At 72.5% G+C, this 26,027-nt stretch carries 22 protein-coding genes and 1 rRNA gene; 17 read left to right on the top strand and 6 right to left on the bottom strand.

What is annotated here, in order from left to right:
* The first annotated feature begins 172 nt into the window (after nt 1-172).
* The 11 genes from rrf (at nt 173) to GGQ69_RS07730 (ending at nt 11,832) form a co-directional block, all read left to right on the top strand.
* A 5S ribosomal RNA gene (rrf, locus tag GGQ69_RS07780) occupies nt 173-289 on the top strand.
* Nucleotides 290-1,474: 1,185 nt separating this feature from the next.
* Nucleotides 1,475-2,362 (top strand): hypothetical protein, encoded by an 888-nt coding sequence (locus GGQ69_RS07775; protein WP_183526755.1) that lies wholly within the window; start codon nt 1,475-1,477, stop codon nt 2,360-2,362.
* Between the two features lie 3 nt (nt 2,363-2,365).
* Nucleotides 2,366-3,202, top strand: coding sequence for an HAD-IIA family hydrolase (locus tag GGQ69_RS07770; protein ID WP_183526753.1), 837 nt, complete (start codon nt 2,366-2,368; stop codon nt 3,200-3,202).
* Entirely contained in the window at nt 3,199-3,372 is a 174-nt protein-coding gene (locus GGQ69_RS07765) for a hypothetical protein (RefSeq protein ID WP_183526739.1), read from the top strand. Before GGQ69_RS07770 ends, GGQ69_RS07765 begins: the two co-directional genes overlap by 4 nt.
* Nucleotides 3,369-4,217, top strand: a complete 849-nt coding sequence (locus GGQ69_RS07760; protein ID WP_183526718.1) for a TlyA family RNA methyltransferase — start codon at nt 3,369-3,371, stop codon at nt 4,215-4,217. Before GGQ69_RS07765 ends, GGQ69_RS07760 begins: the two co-directional genes overlap by 4 nt.
* Nucleotides 4,218-4,305: 88 nt before the next feature.
* A complete protein-coding gene (locus tag GGQ69_RS07755; protein WP_183526715.1) occupies nt 4,306-5,478 on the top strand; it encodes an NAD kinase in 1,173 nt (390 codons plus the stop codon).
* Nucleotides 5,475-7,238 (top strand): DNA repair protein RecN, encoded by a 1,764-nt coding sequence (recN, locus tag GGQ69_RS07750; protein ID WP_183526712.1) that lies wholly within the window; start codon nt 5,475-5,477, stop codon nt 7,236-7,238. Before GGQ69_RS07755 ends, recN begins: the two co-directional genes overlap by 4 nt.
* A 58-nt stretch (nt 7,239-7,296) precedes the next feature.
* The gene (locus GGQ69_RS07745) at nt 7,297-9,033 is read left to right on the top strand and encodes a CTP synthase (protein ID WP_183526708.1); all 1,737 of its coding nucleotides are present in this window, start codon (nt 7,297-7,299) and stop codon (nt 9,031-9,033) included.
* A 5-nt stretch (nt 9,034-9,038) separates the two neighbouring features.
* The gene (locus tag GGQ69_RS07740; RefSeq protein WP_183526705.1) at nt 9,039-9,707 is read left to right on the top strand and encodes an NUDIX hydrolase; all 669 of its coding nucleotides are present in this window, start codon (nt 9,039-9,041) and stop codon (nt 9,705-9,707) included.
* Nucleotides 9,704-10,726 carry a site-specific tyrosine recombinase XerD gene (gene xerD / locus GGQ69_RS07735; RefSeq protein WP_183526703.1) on the top strand — a complete coding sequence of 341 codons (1,023 nt, stop codon included), beginning with the start codon at nt 9,704-9,706 and terminating at the stop codon, nt 10,724-10,726. Before GGQ69_RS07740 ends, xerD begins: the two co-directional genes overlap by 4 nt.
* 158 nt (nt 10,727-10,884) lie before the next feature.
* Nucleotides 10,885-11,832 (top strand): hypothetical protein, encoded by a 948-nt coding sequence (locus GGQ69_RS07730; RefSeq protein WP_183526700.1) that lies wholly within the window; start codon nt 10,885-10,887, stop codon nt 11,830-11,832.
* Between the two features lie 123 nt (nt 11,833-11,955).
* Here GGQ69_RS07730 and GGQ69_RS07725 read toward each other — a convergent pair whose 3' ends face one another.
* From GGQ69_RS07725 to GGQ69_RS07710, 4 genes are read right to left on the bottom strand one after another with little or no spacing between them, the layout of a single operon-like run.
* The gene (locus GGQ69_RS07725; RefSeq protein WP_183528434.1) at nt 11,956-13,116 is read right to left on the bottom strand and encodes a bifunctional 2-methylcitrate synthase/citrate synthase; all 1,161 of its coding nucleotides are present in this window, start codon (nt 13,114-13,116) and stop codon (nt 11,956-11,958) included.
* A gap of 26 nt (nt 13,117-13,142) precedes the next feature.
* Nucleotides 13,143-14,090, bottom strand: coding sequence for a methylisocitrate lyase (gene prpB / locus GGQ69_RS07720; protein ID WP_183526697.1), 948 nt, complete (start codon nt 14,088-14,090; stop codon nt 13,143-13,145).
* The gene (locus tag GGQ69_RS07715) at nt 14,090-15,607 is read right to left on the bottom strand and encodes an MmgE/PrpD family protein (RefSeq protein WP_183526694.1); all 1,518 of its coding nucleotides are present in this window, start codon (nt 15,605-15,607) and stop codon (nt 14,090-14,092) included. Before GGQ69_RS07715 ends, prpB begins: the two co-directional genes overlap by 1 nt.
* A 12-nt stretch (nt 15,608-15,619) precedes the next feature.
* On the bottom strand, nt 15,620-16,336 hold the full coding sequence (locus GGQ69_RS07710; RefSeq protein WP_183526691.1) for a GntR family transcriptional regulator: 717 nt from the start codon (nt 16,334-16,336) through the stop codon (nt 15,620-15,622).
* 120 nt (nt 16,337-16,456) lie between these two features.
* Between GGQ69_RS07710 and GGQ69_RS07705 the strand changes: the two genes are divergently transcribed.
* Together GGQ69_RS07705 and GGQ69_RS07700 are read left to right on the top strand one after the other, a co-directional pair.
* Nucleotides 16,457-18,394 (top strand): AMP-binding protein, encoded by a 1,938-nt coding sequence (locus GGQ69_RS07705; protein WP_183526689.1) that lies wholly within the window; start codon nt 16,457-16,459, stop codon nt 18,392-18,394.
* A 71-nt stretch (nt 18,395-18,465) separates the two neighbouring features.
* Entirely contained in the window at nt 18,466-19,158 is a 693-nt protein-coding gene (locus GGQ69_RS07700; RefSeq protein WP_221243365.1) for an alpha/beta fold hydrolase, read from the top strand.
* Between the two features lie 16 nt (nt 19,159-19,174).
* On the opposite strand, the gene GGQ69_RS07695 is transcribed toward GGQ69_RS07700, so the two are convergent.
* Together GGQ69_RS07695 and GGQ69_RS07690 are read right to left on the bottom strand one after the other, a co-directional pair.
* Nucleotides 19,175-19,888: a response regulator gene (locus tag GGQ69_RS07695; protein WP_183526687.1), complete on the bottom strand. Its 714-nt coding sequence runs from the start codon at nt 19,886-19,888 to the stop codon at nt 19,175-19,177.
* The gene (locus GGQ69_RS07690; RefSeq protein ID WP_183526685.1) at nt 19,881-21,605 is read right to left on the bottom strand and encodes an ATP-binding protein; all 1,725 of its coding nucleotides are present in this window, start codon (nt 21,603-21,605) and stop codon (nt 19,881-19,883) included. Before GGQ69_RS07690 ends, GGQ69_RS07695 begins: the two co-directional genes overlap by 8 nt.
* 176 nt (nt 21,606-21,781) lie before the next feature.
* Between GGQ69_RS07690 and GGQ69_RS07685 the strand changes: the two genes are divergently transcribed.
* From GGQ69_RS07685 to scpB, 4 genes are all read left to right on the top strand, one after another.
* Nucleotides 21,782-23,236, top strand: a complete 1,455-nt coding sequence (locus GGQ69_RS07685) for a cation:dicarboxylate symporter family transporter (protein WP_183526683.1) — start codon at nt 21,782-21,784, stop codon at nt 23,234-23,236.
* Nucleotides 23,237-23,529: 293 nt separating this feature from the next.
* On the top strand, nt 23,530-24,387 hold the full coding sequence (locus tag GGQ69_RS07680; protein ID WP_183528430.1) for a ParA family protein: 858 nt from the start codon (nt 23,530-23,532) through the stop codon (nt 24,385-24,387).
* A gap of 29 nt (nt 24,388-24,416) precedes the next feature.
* The gene (locus tag GGQ69_RS07675; RefSeq protein WP_221243634.1) at nt 24,417-25,367 is read left to right on the top strand and encodes a ScpA family protein; all 951 of its coding nucleotides are present in this window, start codon (nt 24,417-24,419) and stop codon (nt 25,365-25,367) included.
* The gene (gene scpB / locus GGQ69_RS07670) at nt 25,360-26,025 is read left to right on the top strand and encodes an SMC-Scp complex subunit ScpB (protein ID WP_183526681.1); all 666 of its coding nucleotides are present in this window, start codon (nt 25,360-25,362) and stop codon (nt 26,023-26,025) included. Before GGQ69_RS07675 ends, scpB begins: the two co-directional genes overlap by 8 nt.
* Nucleotides 26,026-26,027 lie beyond the last annotated feature (2 nt).

Genomic DNA, 26,027 nt, shown 5'->3' with positions numbered 1-26,027 from the left:
CGGAACAACAACCCACCCCGCACCCCCGAGCCCTCACCGGCACCCGGGGCCCGCGGGGCGGAACACCGCACCACACACACAACTGAACAGTGCAACCACAAGTTGTACCCCTAAAAGACCACCCCCGACACAGCGGCCCCCACGGGAGGCCCGGACAGGGCGGTAACAGGGTTACGGCGGTCATAGCGTGGGGGAAACGCCCGGTCCCATTCCGAACCCGGAAGCTAAGGCCCACAGCGCCGATGGTACTGCATCCGGGAGGATGTGGGAGAGTAGGACGCCGCCGGACAACCATTCAAGGGAGGCCCCGCACTGTATGTGCGGGGCCTCCTTGCTTTAACCATGTCGGCTACTCTGGTGTGGCCGATCGGCAGCCCGGCCCCATTCCGGGTTGCGGTCGCACCTGAAGGAAAGAGGATCCTGGATGTCCGAGAACGAGGAACGCCCCGGTTCAGCCGGCCGCGACCGGAAGCAGACCGGTGGACAGACCGGGCGGGGGTCCCGCGGCGGCCCCCGGGACGATCGCCGTTCCTATGACTCCCGCGGCCAGTCCGGGCGTGCCGGAACGGGCCGGGACTCCGGTCGATACGGTTCCGAGCGCGGAGGCTCGTCATCCGCTCGTCGTGATCCCGGCGAGGGGCGACCCCGTCGGTCTGACGGCGGGGGTCACCGCCGGGAGGACGGTCCGCGTCGTGAGGACCGGCCCCGCTCCGGGGCGCCGCGCTCCGGTGACCGCAGCGGCAGCGGGTACCGTCGGGACGACCGTGAGGGCCGTCAGGAACGGCCTCGGCGGGAGAGCGGGTACCAGCGGGACGACCGCGGTGAGCGCGGGGATCGTCCTCGCCGGGACACCCGGGACAGCGGATACCGCCGGGACGAGCGGAGTGACCGCGGGGATCGCCCGGGCCGGGACAACCGTGAGGGTGGCTACCGCCGGGACGACCGAGGTGACCGCGGGGATCGCCCGCGCCGTGAGGGTGGGTACCAGCGGGACGACCGGGGCGCGCGTGGGGAACGACCGCGTCGGGACGACCGTGAGGGCGGTTACCGCCGGGATGACCGCGGTGAGCGGGGCCCTCGTCCGCGCCGGGACAATCCAGGCGGTGGCTACCGCCGAGACGATCGGGGTGACCGGAGTGATCGCCCTCGCCGTGAGGGTGGGTACCAGCGGGACGACCGTGGCGAGCGGGGAGATCGTCCCCGTCGTGATCACCGGGACGGATACGACCGCTTCCGGGAGGATCAGCGCGGTGGGCGCCCCGGAGCGGATCGCGGCCGGGGTGCCGGCCCGGACCGTCGCGGGTTCCGCGACCGGGGCGACAGCGCGCCCGATCACAACCCCAGCGACCTGCGCAGTGCCAACCGCCCCGACCGTGCCAAGTCCCCGGAGATCGACGAGGACGTCACCGGCAGGGAGCTGGATCGCGCGACCAGCCGGGAACTCGACTCGCTGGACGAGCGCAATCGTCCCTGGGTGGCCAAGCACCTGGTCATGGCCGGCCGGCTGCTCGAGATCGATCCCCAGTTGTCGTTCGAGCACGCCCTGGCGGCCAGCCGCCGAGGCGGCCGACTCGGCTGCGTCCGCGAGGCCGTCGGGCTGACGGCCTACGCCGCGGGGCAGTATGCCGAGGCGTTGCGCGAGTTCCGGACCTATCGCCGCATCACCGGTGACCACACCCACCTCCCCGAGATGGTGGACAGCGAACGTGCCCTCGGTCGTCATTCCAAGGCACTGGAGCTGGCCGGCGAGGTGGACCTGGGAACCCTCGACCGCGCCGTCCGCGTGGAACTCGTCATGGTGCTGTCCGGCGTCCACCGCGACCTCGGGGACGTCGATTCCGCACTGAAGGTGTTGCAGGTCCCCGAGCTCGACCGGAACCGCGGGTTCTCCTTCAGTCCCCGACTGTTCCGGGCCTATGCCGATGCCCTCGAGGAGGCCGGGCGAGGCGGTGAGGCGAAGGACTGGCGCCACCAGGCGCGGGTCGCGGAGCGGGCCCTCGGGATCGGAGAGTTCTCGGACCCGGAGATCGTGGACTTCGGGGTGGAGGAGGACGTGCGACCGGAGCGTCGTCCCCGGGCCCGTGACCTGGTCCCACCCGGGAGCACCGGAGAGGAGACGGAGGGCGATGCGGCCACGCCCGCTCCGGCCGCCGCGGGCTCCGAGGACGGCCAGCCCGATGATGACCATCCCGGGAGGGACCGCGCCGTCGCTGACGACCTGGCGGAGGAGGGACTCGTCGTCGTGGATTCCCGCGAGGACGCGTCCGAGGGTGCCGCGCCGTGGGAGGACGCGCCGGACGATCATCCGGGACAGCGTCCGGACTCTGCGTCCCGCCCCGACCGGGACCCGCAGGGCGACTGATCCGTGGCTGCACGCTTCTTCGACGGGCACGACGTCCTGCTGTGCGACCTGGATGGCGTCGTCTACGCGGGTGAGCACGCTATCGACGGCGCCGTGGAGACCCTCCGGGAGCTCGACGCACTGGATGTCCCGGTCGCCTACGTGACCAACAACGCCTCGCGTTCGCCCGAGTCCGTGGCCGAGCACCTCAACTCGTTCGGACTGTCGGTGGCGGGTGAGCAGGTGCTCGGTTCCGCCGCCGCCGGTGTGGCCCTGCTGGGCGAGGAGCTCGAGGGCCGGACCACCCGGGTCCTGGTCGTCGGCTCCGACCACCTGCGCGACCTCGTGTCCGGGGCAGGTCACGAGGTCGCCGAATCGGCCGCCGAGGACCCCGAGGCGGTGATCCAGGGGTTCGACCCCTCGGTCGGCTGGAAGGACCTGGCCCAGGCGGCCTTCGCGATCCGGTCCGGTGCCCGCTGGGTGGCGACCAACACCGACCTGACGATTCCCCGCGCCGAGGGGATCGCCCCCGGCAACGGCGCCCTGGTCGAGGCGGTGGCCCGCGCGACCGGTACCGTCCCGGTCGCTGCGGGCAAGCCGGAGCCGGTGTTGTTCCGGCTGGCCGCCGAGCGACTGGGCGGTCGTCGTCCGCTCGTCGTCGGTGACCGTCTCGACACGGACATCCTCGGCGGGAACCGTGCGGGATTCGACACCGCGCTGGTGCTCACGGGCGTCGATGACCACGACACGACGCGGGCAGCGCCCTGCGACCACCAGCCGACGTGGGTCCTGGACGGCCTGCCCGCCCTGCTGCAGGCGCCCCCGGAACGGTGGTCCGCGGCTACGGGGACGGACCGGTGAGCGCGGGGTGGCCCGAGCCCACCGGTGATCCCGCGGCCGACGCCATCGTGTCCGGCCTGGACGGGGCCGACGCACTGAGCCCGGGGGACGAGGTCGAGGCCTACCGGACGGCACTGGATGCCCTGTCCCGCCTCCTCGAGGAACAGCCTCGGTTGCCGGGGACGCCGTGAGCCGCTCGGGAGCTGCGACGGCCGGTGCTGAACGGCTGGACGTCGCCCTGACCCGTCGCGGGCTCGCCCGGTCCCGCAGTGAGGCCGCGGGGATGGTGAGCGCCGGGGAGGTGACCGTGAACGGCGCCCCGGCCACCAAGCCGTCGCAGAAGTGCGGCCCGGACGACGTGCTGGCGCTGTCCGCACGGGGTCCGCGCTACGCCTCCCGGGCGGGGCACAAGCTGGCCGGGGCGCTGGAGGTGTTCGCCGGCGTCGTCCCCGCCGGTCTGCGCTGCCTGGACGCCGGGGCCTCCACCGGGGGATTCACCGACGTCCTGCTGCGCGCGGGCGCCACCAGGGTGGTCGCGGTCGACGTGGGCCACGGACAGCTCGTGGACGAGCTGCGCCTCGATCCGCGTGTCGAGGTCCACGAGGGCCTCAACATCCGGGACCTGACCCCGGAGCGGATCGGCGGGACCGTGGACCTGGTGGTCTCCGACCTCTCCTTCATCTCGCTGCGCCTGGTCATGGCGCCGCTGGCCGCGGCGTGCCGGCCCGGTGCCGACCTGGTCCTGATGGTCAAGCCCCAGTTCGAGGTGGGCCGGGAGGCCTTGCCGCGCACCGGCGTCGTGGTGGACCCCCGGGCCCGTCGCCGGGCCGTCGCCGGGGTGGTCGACGCCGCCCTCGAGGCCGGGCTGGAGCCACGGGGACTCGCCCGGTCGCCGCTGCCCGGGCAGGACGGCAATGCCGAGTTCTTCCTGTGGCTGCGCCGGGGTGCCCCCGGCACCCCGGACGGCACGGACGGCGCACCGGATCCCGCGCCCGGTGGGGACTGGTGGTCCCGGCAGGTCGTGGACTGGGACTGACCGGGCCGGATGCAGGGCCCGCCCGGTCCATCCACACCGCGGACGTCTCGCGTCCGGCCGGCCACGGAGCGTGGGTATCCTTGTGCCCATGGCTCGCCGAATCCTCGTCCTCGCCCACACCGGCCGTGAGGACGCCATCCGCGCCGCCCTCCGCACGTGTGCGAGCCTCCAGGAGTCCGGGCTGGTCCCGGTCCTGCTCGAGGGCGATGCCATCGCCATCCGCGAGGCCATCCACTCGGACGTGGTGCCGCCGTTGGCGACCCGCCCCGAGACGCTGGGGGTGGACTGCGACCTGACCGACATCCATCTCGGCGTGGTCCTCGGCGGTGACGGGTCCGTCCTGCGCGCCGCCGAACTGGTCCGTGAGGCCGGTGTTCCCCTGCTGGCCGTCAACCTGGGGCATGTGGGGTTCCTGGCCGAGTCCGAGCGCACCGACCTCACCCGCACGGTCGAGGCGGTCGTGGACGAGGACTACACCGTCGAGGAACGGATGACGATCGACGTCCGCGTCTTCGAGAACGACGTCCTGGTCGCCCGGACCTGGGCTCTGAACGAGGCGAGCGTGGAGAAGTCCAACCGCGAACGCATGCTCGAGGTCATCACCGCGGTGGACGGCCGCCCCATCTCCACCTATGGCTGCGACGGTATCGTGATGGCCACCCCCACCGGCTCCACCGCGTACGCCTTCTCCGCGGGCGGCCCGGTCGTCTGGCCCGAGGTGCGCGCCATGCTCATGGTCCCGATCAGCGCCCACGCCCTGTTCGCCCGTCCGCTCGTGGTCTCCCCGGACTCGGTCCTGACCGTGGAGGTGCTCCCGCGCACGAATGAACCCGGCGTCCTGTGGTGCGACGGCCGGCGGACCGTCGACCTGCCGCTGGGGGCCCGGATCGAGGTCACCCGCTCGGAACACCCCGTCCGGATCGCCCGGTTGTCCCGCACCCCGTTCTCCGAGCGCCTCGTGCGCAAGTTCAACCTGCCCACCAAGGGCTGGCGCGGGCCGGTCACCGAACAGGACCGGGAGGAGGTGGCGGCCCGCGAGGCGCGCTACGCCGCCCGGCACACCGACGCCAAGGTACCCGGCTCGCCCGGCGTCTCCGTGGTCGAGCCGCACCACCTGGCACCGCGTCCCGGAGTGGTCCCACCGGCCACGGCCGCCATCCCGGTGGTCGTGCGCGAGGACGAGAAGCTGCCCCTGGCCCGATCCAGCACCACCCCGGCAGAGGCCCGTGAGGACCGAAAGCCCGGAGGCCGCCGGCCATGATCGAGTACCTGTCCATCGACTCCCTGGGTGTCATCGGCGACGCCACCGTGGACCTGGACCCCGGGTTCACCGTGGTCACCGGTGAGACGGGAGCCGGCAAGACCATGGTCGTGACCGCCCTGAACCTGTTGCTCGGGGCGCGCGCCGACGCCGGGGCCGTGCGCCACGGCGCCTCCCACGCCACGGTCGAGGCGGGGTTCCGGCTGGCAGCCGGGAACGCCGCCGTCGGGCTCGCCGAGGAGGCCGGGGCGGTCCTGGACGAGGTCGACGACGAGGGTCACGACGGCGACGCCCCGGGCCGCGGGCCGGGGAACCGCTCGTTGGTGGTCACCCGATCGGTGGGCGCGGCCGGGGGGTCCTCGCGGTCCCGCGCCTCGGCGGGCGGGCGCGGCGTGCCGGTGGCGCTCCTCGGGGAGATCGGCGGACACCTCGTGGCGGTGCACGGACAGACGGACCAGTTGCGGCTGAAGTCCGCGACGGCCCAGCGCCACGCGCTGGACGCCTTCGCCGGGGAGGAGCTGGCCACCGCGCTGGCGGCCTACCGGCGGGACTTCGACACCTGGCGTGCCGCCCGCGCCGAGCTGGCCGAGATCACGCTGCACGAGCAGGACCGCGCCCGCGAGGCCGAGAACCTGCAGCGTGCGCTCGAGGAGATCGACGAGGCCGACGTGACGCCGGGCGAGGACGAGGAGGTGCGCGCCCGGATCCAGCGGCTGGAGAACGTCGAGGAGCTGCGGGCGGCGTCCCTGGGCGCCCACGCCCACCTGGCCGGTGCCGACGTGGCGGAGGCGGTGGACGTCCCGGCCGCGGAGGCCCTCGTGGAGGCGGCGCGCCAGGCCCTGCTGCAGGCACCCGGCCAGGACACCGAGCTGACCGGGCTGGCCGCACGGCTGGCCGAGGTGGGCATCGTACTGGCGGACGTCTCGGCCGACCTGGCCGGGTACGCGGCCCGCCTGGACGACGACGCCGCGTCCGACCTCGACGCGGCGCAGTCCCGGCTGGCGGAACTGACCCGGCTGATGCGGCTGTACGGCCCGGAACTGGCCGACGTGCTCGACTGGGCGCGGTCCCACCGCGCCCGGCTCGACGAGCTGCAGGGCGACTCGGGCCGCATCGTGGAGCTCACCGAGCAGTGCGAACGGCTCGAGGCGGCCGTCCTGGCCGGGGCGGCAGAGCTCACCCGGTTGCGCACCGCGGCAGCGCAGGACCTCTCCGGACAGGTCACCAAGGAGCTGCACGCGCTGTCCATGCCGGACGCCACGTTCCATGCCTCGGTCACCGGTGGCGGTGAACCGGGCCCCCACGGTGCCGACGACGTCGCGCTGCTGCTGCAGCCCCACGCCGGTTCCGCCCCGCGTCCCCTGGGCAAGGGCGCCTCCGGCGGTGAGCTCTCGCGCGTGATGCTGGCGCTGGAGGTGGTCCTGGCCGCCACGGACCCGGTGCCCACGTTCGTGTTCGACGAGGTGGACGCGGGCGTCGGCGGAGAGGCCGCCGTGCAGATCGGCCGGCGGCTGGCCCGGCTGGCCCAGCACGTCCAGGTCATCGTGGTCACCCACCTGCCCCAGGTGGCGGCCTTCGCCGACCGCCACCTGAAGGTGACCAAGGACTCGGACAGCGACGCCGGCTTCACCACCTCCGACGTCCAGACCCTGGAGGGCGAGGACCGGGTGGAGGAACTGGCGCGGATGCTCGCCGGACGGGCGGGATCCGGGTCCGCACGGGACCACGCCCGGGAACTGCTCGAGGCCTCGCACGCCTGAGCCCCCGCGGCGGTCCCGCAGGGCACCGGCCCCGGGCCGGCGGCGGGGAACCGGTGTGGTGCTACGATCGAACTCCGTGGTGCAAAGAACCTCTCGATTCCTGAAAACGCCCAACGCGACCCGCCAGATCTTCGTGACCGGCGGGGTCGCCTCATCGCTCGGGAAGGGACTGACGGCGTCCTCCCTGGGCCACCTGCTCAAGGCGCGCGGACTGTCCGTGACCATGCAGAAGCTGGATCCCTACCTGAACGTGGATCCCGGCACCATGAACCCCTTCCAGCACGGCGAGGTCTTCGTCACGGAGGACGGTGCCGAGACGGACCTGGACATCGGCCACTACGAGCGGTTCCTGGACGAGGACCTCGACGGGCTGAACAACGTGACCACCGGCCAGGTGTACTCCACGGTCATCGAGAAGGAGCGCCGCGGCGACTACCTCGGTGACACCGTCCAGGTCATCCCGCACATCACGGACGAGATCAAGCGCCGCATGCGCCTGCCCGCCACGTGGGGCGGCAGTGAGGACCGCAAGGACCACCGCACCGCCGGCCGGACCGCACCGGACGTGATCATCACGGAGATCGGGGGCACGGTCGGGGACATCGAGTCCCAGCCGTTCCTCGAGGCCGCCCGGCAGGTCCGCCAGGACATCGGGCGGGACAACGTGTTCTTCGTGCACGTCTCCCTGGTGCCCTACATCGGCCCGTCCCAGGAACTGAAGACCAAGCCGACGCAGCACTCGGTGGCCACCCTGCGCTCCATCGGCATCCAGCCGGACGCCATCGTCATCCGCTCGGACCGTGAGGTCCCCCAGGACGTGCGGGACAAGATCGGCCGGATGTGCGACGTGGACAACGACGCCGTGATCAACTGCGCCGACGCCCCCTCGATCTACGACATCCCCAAGATCATCCACGCCCAGGGGCTGGACGCATACGTGGTCCAGGCGCTGGACCTGAAGTTCAAGGACGTGGACTGGTCCACCTGGGACCGGCTCATCGAGGTGGTCCACCACCCGGCCCACGAGGTCGAGGTGGCGCTGGTGGGCAAGTACATCGACCTGCCGGACTCCTACCTGTCCGTCACGGAGGCCCTTCGGGCCGGCGGTTTCGGCAACGACGCCCGGGTCACGATCCGCTGGGTCGCCTCGGACGAGTGCTCCACCGAGGCCGGTGCCGAACGCGCCCTGGCCGGAGTCGACGCGATCTGCGTGCCGGGTGGCTTCGGCGTGCGTGGCCTCGACGGCAAGATCGGTGCCCTGCGCCACGCCCGCGAACGGGGCGTCCCCGCCCTCGGGCTGTGCCTGGGCCTGCAGACGATGGTCATGGAGTACGCCCGCAACGTCCTCGGGATGGAGGGCGCCTCCTCCACCGAGTTCGAGCCGGACACCGCGTTCCCCGTCATCGCCACCATGGCCGAGCAGGAACACATCGTCTCCGGCGGCGGGGACCTCGGTGGCACCATGCGCCTGGGGTCCTACCCTGCGGCCCTGAGAGAGGGCTCGGTGGTCGCCGCGGCCTACGGCACCACGGAGGTGAGCGAGCGGCACCGCCATCGCTACGAGGTCAACAACGCCTACCGCGAACAGCTCGAGGAAGCCGGACTGGTCGTCTCGGGCACCTCCCCGGACGGCACCCTCGTGGAGTTCGTGGAGCTGCCGCGACAGGCCCACCCGTTCTACGTGTCCACCCAGGCCCACCCCGAGTTCAAGTCCCGCCCCACGGACCCGCACCCGCTGTTCCAGGGGTTGGTGGCCGCGGGCCTGGAGCACCAGCGGGCCGGGAGGACGGGCTGATCCGCATGGCGTACATCCCCCACGACGGCGGCCCGCTGGCCGACCTGCCCGCGGCCCGCACCGCGGAGGAGACCGAGAGGGCGTTCGCGGGCAAGGTCTGGGACGTCGCCCGGGAGTCGTTCCGCATGCATGAGGGCGAGGAACCTCTGGTGCGGGAGTTCATCCGCCACCCGGGCGCGGTGGCGATCGTCGCCCTCGACGACCGGGACCGGGTGCGGATGATCCGGCAGTACCGGCATCCCGTCGGCCAGGAGCTCTGGGAGGTCCCCGCCGGCCTGCTGGACGTGGCCGGCGAGCCGATGCTCGCCGCCGCCCAGCGGGAGCTGGCCGAGGAGGCCGACCTGCGGGCCGGCCGCTGGGACGTGCTCGTGGACTTCTACACCACGCCGGGGTCCTCCTCCGAGGGGATCCGGGTGTTCCTGGCCCGGGGACTGAGCGAGGTCCCGGAGGACCAGCGACACGAGCGGACGGGGGAGGAGGCCGGCATGCCGCTGGCCTGGGTGCCCGTGGACGAGGCCGTGGAGGCCGTGCTCTCCGGCCGGCTGCGCAACCCCTCGACCGCGATCGGCCTGCTGGCCCTGCGGGTGCACGCCGCGCAGGGGTTCTCCGGGCTGCGCCCGGCAGACGCGCCGTGGCAGGTCACCACGACCTCAGCCTCCGTCCCCGGCCAGTGACCGACGAGGAGCTCCCGCGGTCCCTGGTCCGGCCGGCGGAGGCCTACCTGGACCACCTGGCCGTGGAGCGGGGGATGTCCGCGAACACGCTGGGCGCGTATCGGCGGGACGTCACGCGGTACCTGCGCTGGCTCGTGGCCGAAGGCGTGGTGGAGCCCCAGGACGTCACCCGGCGGCACGTCACCGGATTCCTCCAGGCCCTGGGCACCGGTGCCGACGGCGGCCACCCCCTGGCCCCGCGGTCCGCGGCGCGCACCATCGTGGCGGTGCGAGGCATGCACCGATTCTGGACGCTCGAACACCTCACGGAGACGGACCCCGCCCGGGAGGTCACCCCACCACGACCGGCCCGGGAACTGCCGAAGGCCATCCGCGTGGACCAGGTGACGGCCCTGCTCGAGGCGGTGCCCACGGACACGCCCGCAGGACTGCGGGACCGCGCGCTGCTCGAGTTCCTCTACGCCACCGGCGCCCGGATCTCCGAGGCGGTCGGGCTGGACGTGGACGACGTCGTCGGCGCGGTCCGCGGCCCGACCGGTGCCGGTCCGGACGCCGGTGCGGACCCGTCCGGCGACCGGGGCGAGGGGGACGAGGAGTCCGGACCCGCCGTCGTGCGGCTGTTCGGCAAGGGCTCCAAGGAGCGGATCGTGCCGCTGGGCTCCTACGCCGCCGCGGCGATCGAGGCCTGGCTGGTGCGCGGCCGCCCGGCGCTGGCCTCCCAGCCGGGCACCGGGGGACCGGCCCTGTTCCTGAACCAGCGGGGCGGCCGGCTGTCCCGGCAGTCCGCCTGGACGATCCTGAAGAAGGCGGCCGAGCGCGCGGGCATCGGGACCGAGGTCTCCCCGCACACCCTGCGCCACTCCTTCGCCACCCACCTGCTCGAGGGCGGGGCGGACGTCCGCGTGGTGCAGGAACTGCTCGGCCACGCCTCGGTGACCACGACGCAGGTCTACACCCTCGTCACGGCGGACACCCTGCGGGAGGTCTATGCCGCCGCGCACCCCCGCGCCCGGGCCTAGGGCTCCATCACGATCCCGCAACGTCACCGGTCAGCCCGGCAGTACCGCGTGACAGCGCCGCACGGGGATGCTCAGATGGACGGAGGCCGTCCGCTCGACCGACGGCCGCAGTGAGACAGTCGTCGGCGCCGCCGGGGCGCCCCGGCGGGAGGGAGTCCATGATGGGGTACGGCACGGAGCGGGGCGGCGACCAGGACGACGACAGGGGTGTCCCCGGAGAGCCGGCGGCGTCCCGGCGCTGGCGCCGGACGCCCGTCGCCCTCGGCCTCGCCGCCGTCCTGGCCCTGGCCTCCTGTGCCGCCGTGCCCGGTGGGGGGAACTCCTCGGAGGCCACCGGCCCGTCGGAGTCCGCGGCGGTCCAGTCCACCGAGGCCGCAGGAGCCACGGAGTCCGGTGACGTCACGGGGTCCGTCGCTGCCAGTCCCACCCCGACGGCCAGCGGGGCGCCCGGTGACGGCGAGGGCGCCGAGGACGGGGACGGGTCCACGCAGACCCACAGCACGGAGGGGGGTCACTTCCGGTGGACGCTGCCGGCCGACTGGACCATCAGTGAGGAGCTGGCCGGCCCGGACACCACCGAGGCGTACGGCGTGAAGAACGAGCGGTGGGTCTTCCAGAACCCGGAGGGGACGGCCGTCTTCTCCGCGAACACCGGCGTGGGGCCCACGGACGGTGACGGCGCCAAGCCCGACGTCGTCGAGGTCGTGGACGCCGAGCGGCTGCGGGGCCTCCCGGCGGACCCGGAGTACGGGGAGGAGGACACCTGGTACCGCGCGGCCATCCTGAGGGACAACGGGCTGCGGGGCGACGAGGGGTTCTTCGACGGGGAGGAGTACCGGCTGGCGGTCCAGGTGGTGGGCGTGCCCCAGGACGTGGACCCGGAGGCGCCGGGCGATGACTACTGGAGCGGCTGGACCTTCGTGCTGCCCGCGGCCCCGGGCACGGGGCAGGGGACGGCCAGCTTCCTGCAGGGCCGCATCGCGCAGTCGGATGCCGAGGCGATCACCGGCCGGGAGGGCAAGGACGCCCTGCGCGCGGTGCTGGAGACCGAGGAGTACTCCGAGCTGCGCGACGTGGCAACGTCCCTGCAGGTCACCGCCCCCTGACACGGACGCGTCCTCGTCCGTCCGGGGTCCTGGACGCGAGCCGGAGACGGCCGGTCGCCTCCCCGCGGGAAGGCGACCGGCCGTCGTCGTGTCCGGGAGCCCCGGACGATACGCCGCTGCGGTTCAGGCGCCGGGCAGGTGCCGCTCGTCGGGTCCGTTGTAGGCGGACAACGGGCGGATCAGCGAGTTGGAGGCACGCTGTTCCATGATGTGCGCGGTCCAGCCGGTGACGCGCGCGGCGATGAACAGCGGGGTGAACAGCTCGGTGTCGAAGCCCATCAGGTGGTAGGTGGGCCCGGCCGGGTAGTCGAGGTTGGGCTTGATGGCCTTGGCCTCGTCCATGGCCTGCTCCAGGCCGTTGTACAGGCCGAGGATCTCGTGCCGGCCGAAGTGCTCGATCATCGCGTCGAGGGCCTTCTTCATGGTCGGCACGCGGGAGTCGCCGTGCTTGTACACGCGGTGCCCGAAGCCCATGACCTTCTTCTTGCTCGCCAGGGCATCCTCCATCCAGGCCTTGGCCCGGGCCTTGGCCTCCTCCTGGGACTCCTCGGGACGGATCCCGATCTCGTCGAAGGTGTGCATCACGGCCTCATTGGCACCGCCGTGCAGCGGGCCCTTGAGGGCGCCGATCGCGCCGGTGACCGCGGAGTGCAGGTCGGACAGGGTGGAGGTGATGACCCGCGCGGTGAACGTCGAGGCGTTGAAGGAGTGCTCGGCGTACAGCACCATGGAGATCCGGAACGCGTCGACGACCTCCGGGGCCGCCTCCTCGCCGAAGGTCATCCACAGGAAGTTCTGCGAGTAGTCCAGGTCCTCGCGCGCGGGCACCGGCTCTGCCGGCCCGCCGGCGTGGCGCCGGCGCTGCTCGTAGGCGACGACGGCGGGCAGCTGGGCGAACAGGGTCGTCGCCTTCTCCAGCTCGGCCTCCGGGGAGGAGTCCTCCGCCTTCGGGTGCTGGGCGCCCAGGATGGAGACCGCGGTACGCACGGAGTCCATCGGGTGGCAGTCGACCGGCAGGGCGTCCAGGGCCGCCTTGACGTGCTCGTCCAGGGCGCGGTGGGCCCGCTCGTGGGCGGTGAAGTCGGCCAGCTGCCGGTCGGTGGGCAGCTCCCCGTTCCACAGCAGGTAGGCCACGGCCTCGAACGGCAGGGCGGCGGCGAGCTCCTGGACCGGGTAACCCCGGTAGAGCAGGGAGTTGGTGTCCGGGTTGACCTTGGAGATGGCGGTGTAGTCGGCCACCACCCCGGCCAGGCCCTTCTTGATCTCGATCTCGGTCTCAGTCATCATCTCGAGTCCTTTCGCGTGACGGGTCAGCCGGCGTCGGTGCGGCCGGGGGAGGAGGCGGTGTCCAGCCCGGGCACCTGGAAGTTGAACACACCCGAGTCGAAGCCGTTGTAGCCCTCGTAGTCCACGAGCTCGTACAGCCGCGCCCTGGTCAGCATCTCACCGACCCCGCCCTGCTGGGTACCCTCCGTGCGGATGGTGGACAGGACCCGTTCCATGGCACCCAGTGCGGTGCGCAGGAGGGTGACCGGGTAGATCACCAGGGCCACGCCCACGCCGGCGAGCTGCTCACGGGTGAACAGCTCGGACTTGCCGAACTCGGTCATGTTGGCCAGTACGGGCACGTCCACGGCGGAGCAGACGGCCTCGAACTCGGACAGGTCCTTCATGGCCTCCGGGAAGATGGCGTCCGCCCCGGCGTCCACCAGGGCCTTGGCCCGGTCCACGGCCGCGCGCAGGCCGCCGGCCCCCTCGACCCCGCGGACGTCCGTGCGGGCCATGATGAGGAAGTTCGGGTCGCGGCGGGCGCTCGCGGCCGCGGCCACCCGCTGGGTGGCGGTGGCCAGGTCCACGACGGCCTTGTTGTCCAGGTGGCCGCAGCGCTTCGGGTTGACCTGGTCCTCGAGGTGGCAGCCGGCCAGTCCGGCGTTCTCGAGTTCCTGGATGGTCCGGGCCACGTTCATCGGTTCGCCGAACCCGGTGTCCGCGTCCACGATCGCCGGCAGGTCCGTGATCCGGGCGATCTGCCCGGCGCGCTGGGCCACCTCGGTCAGGGTGGTCAGCCCGATGTCCGGCAGCGCGAGCTCGTTCGCCAGGACGGCGCCGGAGATGTAGAGCCCGGAGAAGCCCTGTTCCTCGACCAGCCTCGCCGAGATCGGGGTGTAGGCGCCCGGGAACTGCACGGCCGCTCCGGGCTGCAGCAGTTCCGAGAGCCGGACCCGCTTCTGCTCGGCGGTGAGTGTCGAGTACAGCATCAGAACAGTCCCTCCGGTGCGGCGGCCAGGTCGATGACGCCCTCGGCGGCGGTGATGTTGAGCTGGTCCAGGTCCCCGGCGCCCAGTGAGGCGGTGCGCTGGGCGGCCTCAAGGAAGCGCTCGATCTCCTCGGGGGCCACCAGTCCCTCGGCCAGGGTGCGGAACTTGGCGATGTACTGTTCGCGGCCGAACGGGCGGGCACCCAGCGGGTGGGCGTCGGCCACGGCGATCTCGTCGCGGATGACGGTGCCGTCGGTCAGGGTGATCTCCACCGCGCCGCCGAAGGCCTTCTCGTTGAGGTCCAGGGAGTGGTAGCGGCGCGTCCACTCCGGGTCCTCCTCGGTGGTGACCTTGTGCCACAGCTGGACGGTGTCCGGGCGCGCGGCCCGCTCGGGGGCGTAGGAGTCCACGTGGTGCCAGGAGCCGTCCTGCAGGGCCACGGTGAAGATGTAGGGGATGGAATGGTCCAGGGTCTCCCGCGAGGCCTGCGGATCGTACTTCTGGGGGTCGTTGGCCCCGGAGCCGATGACGTAGTGGGTGTGGTGGGAGGTCCTGATCAGCACCGACTCCACGTTCTCCGGGTCGGTGGCCTCCGGGTGCTCACCGTGCAGCTTGCGGGCCAGGTCGATCCAGGCCTGGGCCTGGTACTCGGCGGAGTGCTCCTTGGTGTAGGTGTCCAGGATGGCGCGCTTGGCCTCTCCCGGGGCCGGCAGGGGCACCGAGTACCGGGCGTCCGGGCCGTCCAGCAGCCAGGCGATGACGCCGTCCTCGCCCTCGTAGATCGGAACGGGGGAGGTCTGGCCGCGCGTGGCGCGGTCGGCCGCCTCCACGGCCATCTTGGCGGCGAAGGCCGGGGCGTGGGCCTTCCAGGTGGAGATCTCGCCCTTGCGGGACTGCCGGGTGGCGGTGGTGGTGTGCAGGCCCTGGCCGATGGCCTGGAAGATCGTCTCCGTGTCGAGGCCGAGCAGGGTGCCGATGCCGGCGGCGGCGGAGGGACCGAGGTGGGCGACGTGGTCGATCTTGTGCTTGTGCAGGCAGATCGCCTTGACGAGGTCCACCTGCAGTTCGTACCCGGTGGCGATGCCCCGGATCAGGTCCGCGCCGGTGGACCCGCGGTGCTGGGCCACGGCGAGGATGGCGGGGATGTTGTCACCGGGGTGGGAGTACTCGGCGGCCAGGAAGGTGTCGTGGTAGTCCAGTTCGCGCACGGCCACGCCGTTCGCCCAGGCCGCCCACTCGGGCGAGACCTTCTCGGTGATGCCGAAGACGGAGGCACCGGTGCCCCCGGTGGACGGTGCGTGGGTCAGGGCCTGGGCCCGGGCCGCGACGATCGGACCGCGGTTCAGCGAGGCGATCGCCACGGAGGCGTTGTCGATGATCCGGTTGATGACCATCTCCTCGACCTCGGGGTCGATGCCGACCGGGTCGGTGGCGACCTCGGCCATCTTCCAGGCCAGCTGGTCCTTGCGGTCCAGGTTCTCCTCGGAACGGTAGACGCGGACGTCGTGGTTGATCATGGGGTTCTCTCCTCAGGTCGTGACGGTGTCATGGTCGTGCTGGGTCTCGTGTCCCGGCGGGGTGCCGGGCCGGGGGTCCGAGCGCGCCGGTCCGGCGCCCTCCTGGTGTGACTGCAGGTGGGCCAGTGCGTGCTGCAGGTGCATGGTGGTGGTGGCCGCGGCCAGTTCCGGGTTGCGTGCGGCCAGGGCGTGGGCGATCGCGGCGTGCTCCGTGGCGGAGGCGGCCAGCCGCGCGGGGTCCTTGCGGGAGAACCGGCGCAGGCGCGTCAGGTGCACCCGCAGGCCGCGCAGGTGCTGCGCCAGGTAGGGGTTGGCGCAGGCGTCGTCGACGGCGGCGTCGAGTTCCTCGGTGAGGGCGTAGTACTCCGTGGGGTCGGCCCCGCCGCGCAACGGTTCCGTCGCCGCCTCGAAGCGATCGGCCAGGTCCACGAAGAGCGCGGCGTCGGCATGCTCCGCCGCGCGGCGGGCGGCCAGGCCCTCGAGGGCGGTCCTGAGGTCGAAGAGCAGGCCGGCCTCCGCGAGCGAGACCTTCGTGACGACGACACCGCGGCCGGTGGAGGGCTCTGCCAGTCCCTCGGCCACCAGCCGTCCGATGGCCTCGCGCAGGGGCGTGCGGGAGAGCCCGAGGCGTTCGGACTGCTCGACCTCGCCGAGCACGGCCCCGGGCGGCAGGTGTCCATCGATGATGTCCTGCCGCAAGGCCTGGTACGCACGTTCACTGGCTCGCACAGGGTCAGTGTATACACAAGAAGTCCATCCAGGGCATCTTCGCCCGGAAATTCCCCGTATCCGGAATTTTGCGTATACAGACCCTAGACGGGGGCGTGACCCGGGCCATATCTTGTGCCCATGACCCCAGCAGCGCACGCCACCACCGGGCCGGACCACGACTACGCCGAGGTCTACCGACGATCCATCGACGATCCCGAGGGCTTCTGGCTCGAGGCCGCCCGCGCCATCGACTGGACCCGTCCCCCCACCCGGGCGCTGGACGGCGCCGCGGCCCCGATGTACCGATGGTTCCCGGACGGCACCCTCAACACCGCGGCGAACTGCCTGGACCGGCACGTGGCCGCCGGCCACGGGGACCGGACCGCCATCATCTACGATTCCGCGGTGCTCGGCACCGTGGAGCACATCAGCTACGCCGAGCTCACCGACCGGGTGGCCACCTTCGCCGGCGTGCTGCGGCAGCTGGGCGTCGGCCGGGGGGACCGGGTGGTGATCTACCTGCCGATGACGCCCGAGGCCCCGGTCGCCATGCTGGCGTGTGCCCGGCTCGGAGCGGTGCACTCCGTGGTGTTCGGCGGCTTCGCGCCCAAGGAACTGGCCACCCGCATCGACGACGCCCGGCCAAAGGTCATCGTCACCTCCTCCGGCGGCATCGAGCCCAGCCGCAGGGTCGAGTACCTGCCGGCCGTCGCCGAGGCCCTGTCCCTGGCCGGCCACCGGGTGGACGCCGTCGTCGCGCGGCGCCGGGACGGATTCGCCACGGACCCGGCCGACGTCGCGTCCGGGACCGCGGGCACCCGCTGGGTGGACTGGGACGAGGCGGTGTCCACCGCGCTGCCCGCCGGGCCGGTGGAGGTCGCCGCCACGGATCCGCTGTACGTCCTGTACACCTCGGGCACCACCGGTTCGCCGAAGGGCGTGGTGCGGGACCACGGCGGGCACGCGGTCGCCCTGGCCTGGACCATGGCCAACATCTACGACGTCGGCCCCGGCCAGGTGATGTTCACCGCCTCCGACGTCGGCTGGGTCGTCGGGCACTCCTACATCGTCTACGCCCCCCTGCTCGTGGGGGCCACCTCGGTGCTCTACGAGGGCAAGCCGGTGGGCACCCCGGACGCGGGTGCCTTCTGGCGGGTGGCCGCGCAGCACGGCGTGCGCTCGCTGTTCACCGCCCCCACCGCGCTGCGCGCCATCCGCAAGGTGGACCCGGAGGGAGCCCTGGCCGCCGACCACGACCTGTCCGGGCTGAAGGTCCTGTTCGCCGCCGGGGAGCGGCTGGACCCGGAGACCCAGCGCTGGATCGGGGACCTGCTGGGGGTCCCCGTCATCGACAACTGGTGGCAGACCGAGACCGGGTGGCCGATCGGGGCGAACCCGGTCGGACTGCAGGAACTGCCCGTGAAGATCGGTTCCTGCACCCGGCCCTCGCCGGGATACGCCGTGGAGGTCCTGGACGGTGCGGGCGAACCGGTGCCGGCCGGGACCGAGGGCAACATCTGCCTGCGCCTGCCGCTGCCCCCGGGCACGCTGGCCACCCTGTGGGGCAACGACCAGCGCTTCATAGACTCCTATCTCAGCGCCTTCCCCGGGTACTACGCGACGGGGGACTCCGGCCTCATCGACGAGGACGGCTACCTGTTCGTGATGGGCCGCACCGACGACGTCATCAACGTGGCCGGTCACCGGTTGTCCACGGGGGCGCTGGAGCAGGCGCTCGCCGCCCATCCGGCGGTGGCCGAATGCGCGGTGATCGGCCTGGCCGACCCGCTCAAGGGCCAGCGGGCCGCGGGATACGTGGTGCTGAAGTCCGGGGTCGAGGTGCCCGAGGACCCCGAGGAATTGCTGGCGGAGCTGCGGTCCACGGTGCGGGGGACCATCGGCGCGGTCGCCGACTTCCGCCAGGTCACCGTCGTGGAGGCCCTGCCGAAGACCCGTTCCGGCAAGATCCTGCGCAAGACGATGCGCCAGATCGCGGACGGGGAGGACTACGTGGTGCCCTCCACGATCGAGGACCGTTCCGTGCTGGACCGGATCGCGGACCAGCTGCGCGCCTGACCGGGACGTCCGGAGTCCGCGCGCGTGCCCCCACCGTGGCGCCGGGGCCGGGGCCGTGCCAGACTGCGCCCATGACGAGTCCGCCGCAGATCGTGCTGGTGCCGGGGTTCTGGCTGGGCGGCTGGGCGTGGGACGAGGTCCGGGCGGACCTGGACGGACGGGGCCTCGCGGTGGCGACCCCGACCCTGCCCGGGCGCGGGACCAGGGCCGACGGGCCGCAGGACCAGGCCGACGCGATCCTGGCGGCCCTGGACCGCACGACCGGACGCCGCGTGCTCGTGGTGCACAGCGGGGCGGCCATCGCCGGGACCCTGGTGATCGACCAGCACCCCGGACTGGTGGACCACGCCGTGTGGGTCGACACCGCCCCGGTGCCCGACGGGTACGCCATGGACCCCGGTCTCACGGCCGAGTGGTACCGGTTGGAGGACGCGTGGGCGAGGGAACTGGAGGGTGGCGCGCTGCGCGACCTGACGGACCGGCAACTGCAGACCTTCCGCGAGCGCGCCGTCCCGGAGGCGGCGACCGTGCTGACCACTGCCGTCCGGCTCTCGGACGACCGGCGCCACGACGTGGCCTCCACCGTGGTCTGCACGGAGTACAGCGGCGAGGAGTACCGCTCCTACGCCGGACAGGGCGTCCCCTTCCTGGCCGCCCTGCCGTACTACCGCAACCTGCGCTACGTGGACCTGCCGACCGGGCACTGGCCGATGTGGTCCCGACCCCGGGAACTGGCCGGTCTGATCGCGGACGCCGCCGGGTGAGCGGACCGGGGCAGGCTCAGCCCGCCGGCCCCGTCCAGCGGTACTCGTTCTCCGGCCGGCCCGGCGTGCCGTATCGCGGGGACCGCTCCACCATGCCCACCCGGTAGAGGTGCTCCAGGTACCGTCGCGCGGTGACCCGGGACGTCCCGACGGCGTGGCCCACCTCGCCCGCGCTCAGCGCGTCCGCGGCGGCGCCCCGCAGCAGCGCGACGACGGTGTCCAGGGTCCGCTCCGTCAGCCCCTTGGGCAGTTCCGGGGGACCGGCGGGCCGGGAGCGCGGGAAGGCCCGGTCCACCGCGTCCTGGCCCGGTGCGGTGCCGGTGCCGGCGAACTCGGCCGCCAGCTCGCGGAACGCGCGCATCCGCTCCGCGAACTGCTGGTAGCCGAACGGCTTGACCAGGTACTGCACCACGCCCAGGGCCACCGCCCGGCGGATGGTGTGCAGTTCCGTCGAGGCGGTCAGCGCCAGCACCCCGCCGGTGAAGCCGGCCGAGCGCATCTGCCGCAGCACGTCGAGCCCGTGGCCGTCCGGCAGGTTCATGTCCAGCAGGACCACGTCGACGCCGAAGGAACCGCCCCGGCGCATCTGCTCGGCCAGGAAGCCCAGCGCGTCCCGGGCGGTGGGCGAGACATGGACCACCTCGAAGCCGCCGGTGCGGGCCAGGTACTCCACGTAGGTCTCGGCCGTGACCTGCTCGTCCTCGAGGATCAGCACCCGGTAGTCACGCATGCCCGTCGATCCTCTCCGGGTGCCCTGCGTCCACCGGGTCCGGCAGGCCCCGGTCCGCGGCACCCAGGGGCAGCTCGACGGTGAACACGGTCCCGGAGTCCTGGGCCAGGTCCACGGTCCCGCCCAGCCGTCGGGCCGTCTGGCGGACCAGGGCCAGTCCCACCCCACGGCCGGCGGGCCCGGCCGGTTTCGTGGACCAGCCCAGCTCGAAGATCCGCTCACGGTCCTCCGCAGAGGGTCCCGGCCCACCGTCGGCCACCTGGAGGACCAGCCAGCGCCCCTCGAGGCGCGCCTCGGCGTCCACCCAGCGATCCTCCGGGTCCCGGCGGGCCGGGTCGGCGGCCGCGTCGATCGCGTTGTCCAGCAGGTTGCCCATGAGGGTGACCAGGTCCTGGGCCGGGACGCCGGTGGGGGAGTCGACCTCGTTGCGGTGGTCCATCGTGACCCCGCGCTCGCGGGCCTGGGAGGCCTTGGCGATCAACAGCGCGTCCAGCGCGGGCTCGGCCTCCGCGGTCGTGGCGAGGTCCGCGCCGGTGCCCCGGGCGTCCAGGGACTGCTCGATCAGCTCGCGGGCCTGCTCGGGGCGGCCCAGCTCGAGCAGGGAGTAGAGGGTGTGCAGCCGGTTGGCGTGCTCGTGGGTCTGCGAGCGCAGGGCGTCGGTGAGGGACCGGGTGGTCTCCAGCTCCCGGTTCATCTCCTGGACCTCGGTGCGGTCGTACAGCGTGACCACCGTTCCCGGGCCCGGCGCCGGGATCTCGGACGACCGCCGCCGCGACCGGGTCCAGGGCCGTGCCGTCGGCGTGGTCCCCGGGCGGGCGGGCCGCTGGTTCACCACGAGGATCCGCTCGCCCACCGCATAGAGCTCGTCCCGGGCCTGCCGTCCCGCGCCCAGCAGGTCGGCGAGCGGCGCAGGCAGGCCGAGCTCCCTCACGTGCAGCGGTCGATCGCCGATCACCCCGGCCTCCCGGGACGGGGGCAGGTCCAGCAGCTCGGCGGCGCGGTCGTTGTACAGCGTCAGGTGCCTCGTCGGCGAGATCAGGACCATGCCCTCCGAGACGTTGTGCAGTGCCGTGTCCAGCACCGCGAAGCGTGCGGCCAGCTCCTCGGGACCCAGCCCGTGGGTGGTCCGGGAGATGTAGCGGCCCAGGATCGCCGATCCGGACAGCGCCAGCGCGGCCAGCACCCCGGTGATCACCAGGATCCGGGGAATCTGGGCGGACACGGCGATGTCCAGCTCCGGAACACGCTGGCCGACGCCGACGACCCCGATGACCGTCTCGTCGTCCGCGGACAGGACCGGGGCCAGGGCACGCAACGACAGGCCGGCCGGGCCCGTCGCGACGGTGTCCACGCTGACCCTTCCAGCCCGGACCTGCGAGAGGTCCCCGGGGAAGTGCGTGCCCTGCAGAGCCGGATTCCGGTGGGCCACGCGCGTGGCGTCCGTGCCGAAGAACGTCACCCAGTCCACGTCGGCCGGGCCGGGCAGCTCCAGGGTCAGGGGCTGCAGGGCCGCCGAGGGGTCCGCCGCGGCGAAGCCCTCACGGACCGTGCCCTCGTCCGCGATCAGCTGTGCGGTGGCCACCACGTGCTCACGCTCCAGGGCGTAGAAGGTCTGCCGGGTCTGCAGGTAGCTCACACCGATCGCGAGGACCGCGATGACGACCAGCCCCGCCAGCTGGGCCACGGCGAGCCGCCGGGCGATGCTCCACCGGCGCATGATCACCTCCCGGATCTGTGAGCGGCGTCATGAACTTTATGACCGCAACCGTGACGATCCCCACAGTACGGGGCGAGGATCATCACTGACCGCAGTCCCGGTGGCGCCACACCCCGGCATCGCCGGCGTCCGCCCCCATCATCACACCCCGATCCACCATCGCAGCAAGGACCACCATGGCAGAGACCACCACCGCCCCGCGCGCAGAGCGCTCCGTGGCGAAGAAGACCAAGGACCGGACCCACTGGCTCTACATCTCCGTGATCGCCTCGGTGGTCCTGGGAGCCGCCGTGGGCCTGCTGTTCCCGGAGTTCGGCAAGTCCCTCAAGCCCCTCGGCGACGGCTTCGTCTCCCTGATCAAGATGATGATCGGCCCGGTCATCTTCTGCACCATCGTGCTGGGCATCGGCTCCATCGCCAAGGCCGCCACCGTCGGCAAGGTCGGTGGCATGGCCCTGCTGTACTTCGTCATCATGTCCACCTTCGCCCTGGGCCTCGGCCTGGTCGTGGGCAACCTCATCCACCCGGGTGAGGGTCTCGCGCTGACCCCCTACGACCCGGCCGCCAAGGCCGAACTCGACCCGACCGTCGCGTTCGTGCTGGAGATCATCCCGGACTCCGTCCCGGTGCTGCCGGTCCTGTTCGTGGCCCTGCTCGTCGGGTTCGCCCTGCAGAAGATGGGCGAGGCAGGCAAGCCGCTGCTGAACATCCTCTCCCTCGTCCAGGGCGTGGTGTTCCGGATCCTGATGATGATCATGTGGGTCGCCCCCATCGGCGCCTTCGGTGCCATCGCCGCCGTCGTCGGCTCCACCGGCTGGTCCGCCATCGGGGCCATGGCGCTTCTGATGGGTGCGTTCTACGCCACCTGCATCCTGTTCATCGTCCTGGTGCTCGGCACCCTGCTGAAGATCGTCACCGGGATGAGCATCTTCTCCCTGATCAAGTACCTGGGACGGGAGTACCTGCTGATCTTCGCCACCTCCTCCTCCGAGTCGGCCCTGCCGCGGCTGATCGCCAAGATGGAGTACGCCGGGGTGTCCAAGCCCGTGGTCGGGGTGACCGTCCCGACCGGGTACTCGTTCAACCTCGACGGCACCGCCATCTACCTGACCATGGCCGCCCTGTTCGTCTCCAACGCCATGGGCCTGGAGATGAACCTGGGCGAGCAGATCGGCCTGCTGGTCTTCATGATCATCGCCTCCAAGGGTGCCGCCGGCGTGACCGGCGCCGGCCTGGCCACCCTGGCCGCCGGCCTGCAGTCCCACAGCCCGGCGCTGCTGGGCGGGATGGGCGTGATCGTGGGCATCGACAAGTTCATGTCCGAGGCCCGGGCCCTGACCAACTTCACCGGCAACGCCGTGGCGACGATGCTGATCGGCAAGTGGGTCGGTGAGTTCGACGCCGACCGCGCACGGCAGGTGCTCTCCGGCCGGCTGGCGTTCGACGAGGCCCTGGTGGCCGGACACGGCGCGGCCGAGGCCGCACCGGCCACGGAGGCCGACGCGGAGTCCCGGGGGCGCGGCTTCGACCCGTACGAGTCGCCGACCATCGCCGAGCAGGCGGTGGAGGGGCACCCGGAGTCCAGCCTGAACGTCACCCGCGACCTGGACACCGCCGGCAGCCGCCGGTAGTCCGCCGACCGGGTCCCACGGACCCCACGACCGCGGCCGGGCCCCTGCACGGGGCCCGGCCGCCGACGTGGGCGGGAACCGACCGGCGTATACACCTTCACCCTGCGGTTGAACGTCAAGGCTCGCCGCGGGTCCGCGTGAATTCTCCGGGCCGGCCGAGATCCGGACTAGGGTGTACCCATGCCGCAGCAGCCGGCGTTATCCAGCGAAGGCACCTCACAGAACGGCGGACAGACGGACAGATGGCAGGAGTCGGCAGCATCGTGAACCAGCAAGAGCCCACGCCAGTGCTCATGGTCACCGGGGATCCGGTGATCGGGCCCACGGGACGGCCCAAGCACGAGTTCCCGGAGCCCGCCCCCCTGACCTCGCACGGCCCCGCCCGGATCATCTCGATGGTCAACCAGAAGGGCGGGGTGGGCAAGACCACCTCCACCATCAACCTCGGCGCCGCGCTCGCCGGGTACGGCCGCAAGGTCCTCATGGTCGACTTCGATCCCCAGGGCGCCCTGTCGGCCGGTCTCGGGGTCAGCCCGCACGAGCTGGACACGACCATCTACAACGTCATGATGGAGCGCAGCGTCACCGCGCGGGACGCGCTCGTGGAGACCGAGTTCGAGAACATCGACCTCTTGCCCGCCAACATCGACCTCTCCGCCGCGGAGGTCCAGCTCGTCAACGAGGTGGCCCGCGAGCAGGTGCTCGAGCGGTCCCTGCGCCAGGTCCGTGACGACTACGACGTCATCCTCATCGACTGCCAGCCGTCCCTGGGGCTGCTCACCGTGAACGCGCTGACCGCCTCGCACGGGGTGATCATCCCGCTGACGGCCGAGTTCTTCGCCCTGCGCGCGGTGGCCCTGCTGGTGGAGACCATCGAGAAGATCCAGGACCGGATCAACCCGGACCTGCAGGTCGACGGCGTGCTGGCCACGATGTTCGACGCCCGTACCCTGCACTCCAAGGAGGTCGTGGGCCGGTTGGTCGAGGCCTTCGGGGACCGGGTCTTCGAGACCGTGATCAAGCGCTCCATCAAGTTCGCCGACGCCACCGTCGCCGCCGAGCCGATCACCGCCTTCGCCCAGAAGCACGAGGGTGCCAAGGCCTACCGCACACTGGCCCGCGAGCTGATCTGGCGCGGCGGAGCGCCGTGAGCCCAGTGTCCGCGGCGGTGACCGGCGGAATGGCCGGTCTCGCCGCGGACGACGGTGGCCCCGGCGTGGCCGACCCGTCCCGGGCGGCCCTGGACGAGGCCGGCCTGGACGGGACGCCGTCCGGCTTCTCGGTCACCCTGCGGAACTTCTCCGGCCCGTTCGACCTCCTGCTCTCCCTGATCGCCCGGCGCCGGATGGACATCACCGAGGTCGCCCTGGCTGAGGTCACGGACGAGTTCATCGCCTACATCGGCACCCTGCGGCAGCAGCCCGGGGGACGGGACGAGGACGAGCGCGGCCGCCCGGACCTGGCGGCGCTGGACGAGTCCAGCGCCTTCCTCGTGGTGGCGTCCACGTTGCTGGACCTGAAGACGGCCCGGTTGCTGCCGGCCGGCACCACGGACGCCGAGGAGGACGTGGCCCTGCTGGAGGCGCGCGACCTGCTGTTCGCCCGGCTACTGCAGTACAAGGCGTTCCGGGACGTCTCCGCCCTGATGCGCAGCCGCATGGAGTCCGAGTCCCGGCGCTTCCCACGCCAGACGACGCTGGACCCGCGGTTCGCCTCCGTCCTGCCCCCGCTGGTGTGGACGGTGAGCCCGGAGCAGTTCGGTGCGCTGGCAGAGCAGGTCCTCTCCCGCACCCCGGCCGAACCCGACGCCGTCGGGCTCGGCCACCTGCACGCCCCGCCCGTCTCGGTGCGCGAGCAGAGCGGCATCCTGGCGGCCCGGTTGCGGGCGTCCGGCCGGCTCACCTTCCGTGAAATCGTCCACGACGCCGGCACCACCCTGGTGGTGGTGGCCCGCTTCCTGGCCCTGTTGGAGATGTACCGGGACCGGGCCGTGACGTTCCACCAGGACACGCCGCTGGGGGAGCTGGTGGTGGTGTGGGACCCGGATGCCCCGGACGTGCTGGCGGATCCCGGCGCCGGGTGGGACGAGGAGCACGACGAGAACCTGGACGAGGAGACGACGCATGAGTGAACCGGGACCACGGCCCGCGCCGGCGCCCCCGGCCGAGCGGGAGGGGCCCGGGCCGCACCTGCCCACCCACCCGGCCGGTGACGACCCGGCGGACCTGCGCGAGCAGCTCGAGGCCGTGCTGATGGTGGTGGACGAGCCGGTGACCGTGGCACAGCTGGTCCAGGCGACCGACGCGGAGCCCGCGAGGGTCGCCGCGACCCTGTCGGCCCTGGCGGACGACTACGACGGACGCTCCGGCGGGCCCCGGCGCGGTTTCGAATTGCGCGAGCTGGCCGGCGGTTGGCGCATCTACTCCCGGCCCGCCCTCGCCGACGTCGTCGAGCGGTTCGTCGTCGAGGGCCAGACCGCCCGGCTCACGCAGGCGGCCCTGGAGACCCTGGCCGTGGTGGCCTACCTCCAGCCGGTGACGCGGTCCCGCGTGGCCGGCATCCGCGGCGTGAACTCGGACTCCGTGATGCGCACCCTGGTCAGCCGGGGACTGGTGGCCGAGGCGGGAACGGATCCCCACACCGGAGCGGTGCTGTACCGGACCACCGGATACCTGCTGGAGACCCTCGGGGTGGGAAGCCTCGACGAGCTGCCCAGGCTCTCCGAGCACCTGCCCGGCCTGGACGACCTCGCGGCCCTCGCCGAGCAGGACGAGGGCTTCCGCGGCTGAAG

The sequence above is a fragment of the Micrococcus sp. TA1 genome (genome assembly GCF_014199555.1).
Classification (GTDB): Bacteria; Actinomycetota; Actinomycetes; order Actinomycetales; family Micrococcaceae; genus Citricoccus.
The sequence above is the reverse complement of the archived record's forward strand: the minus strand, read 5'-3'. Positions and strand labels throughout refer to the sequence as shown.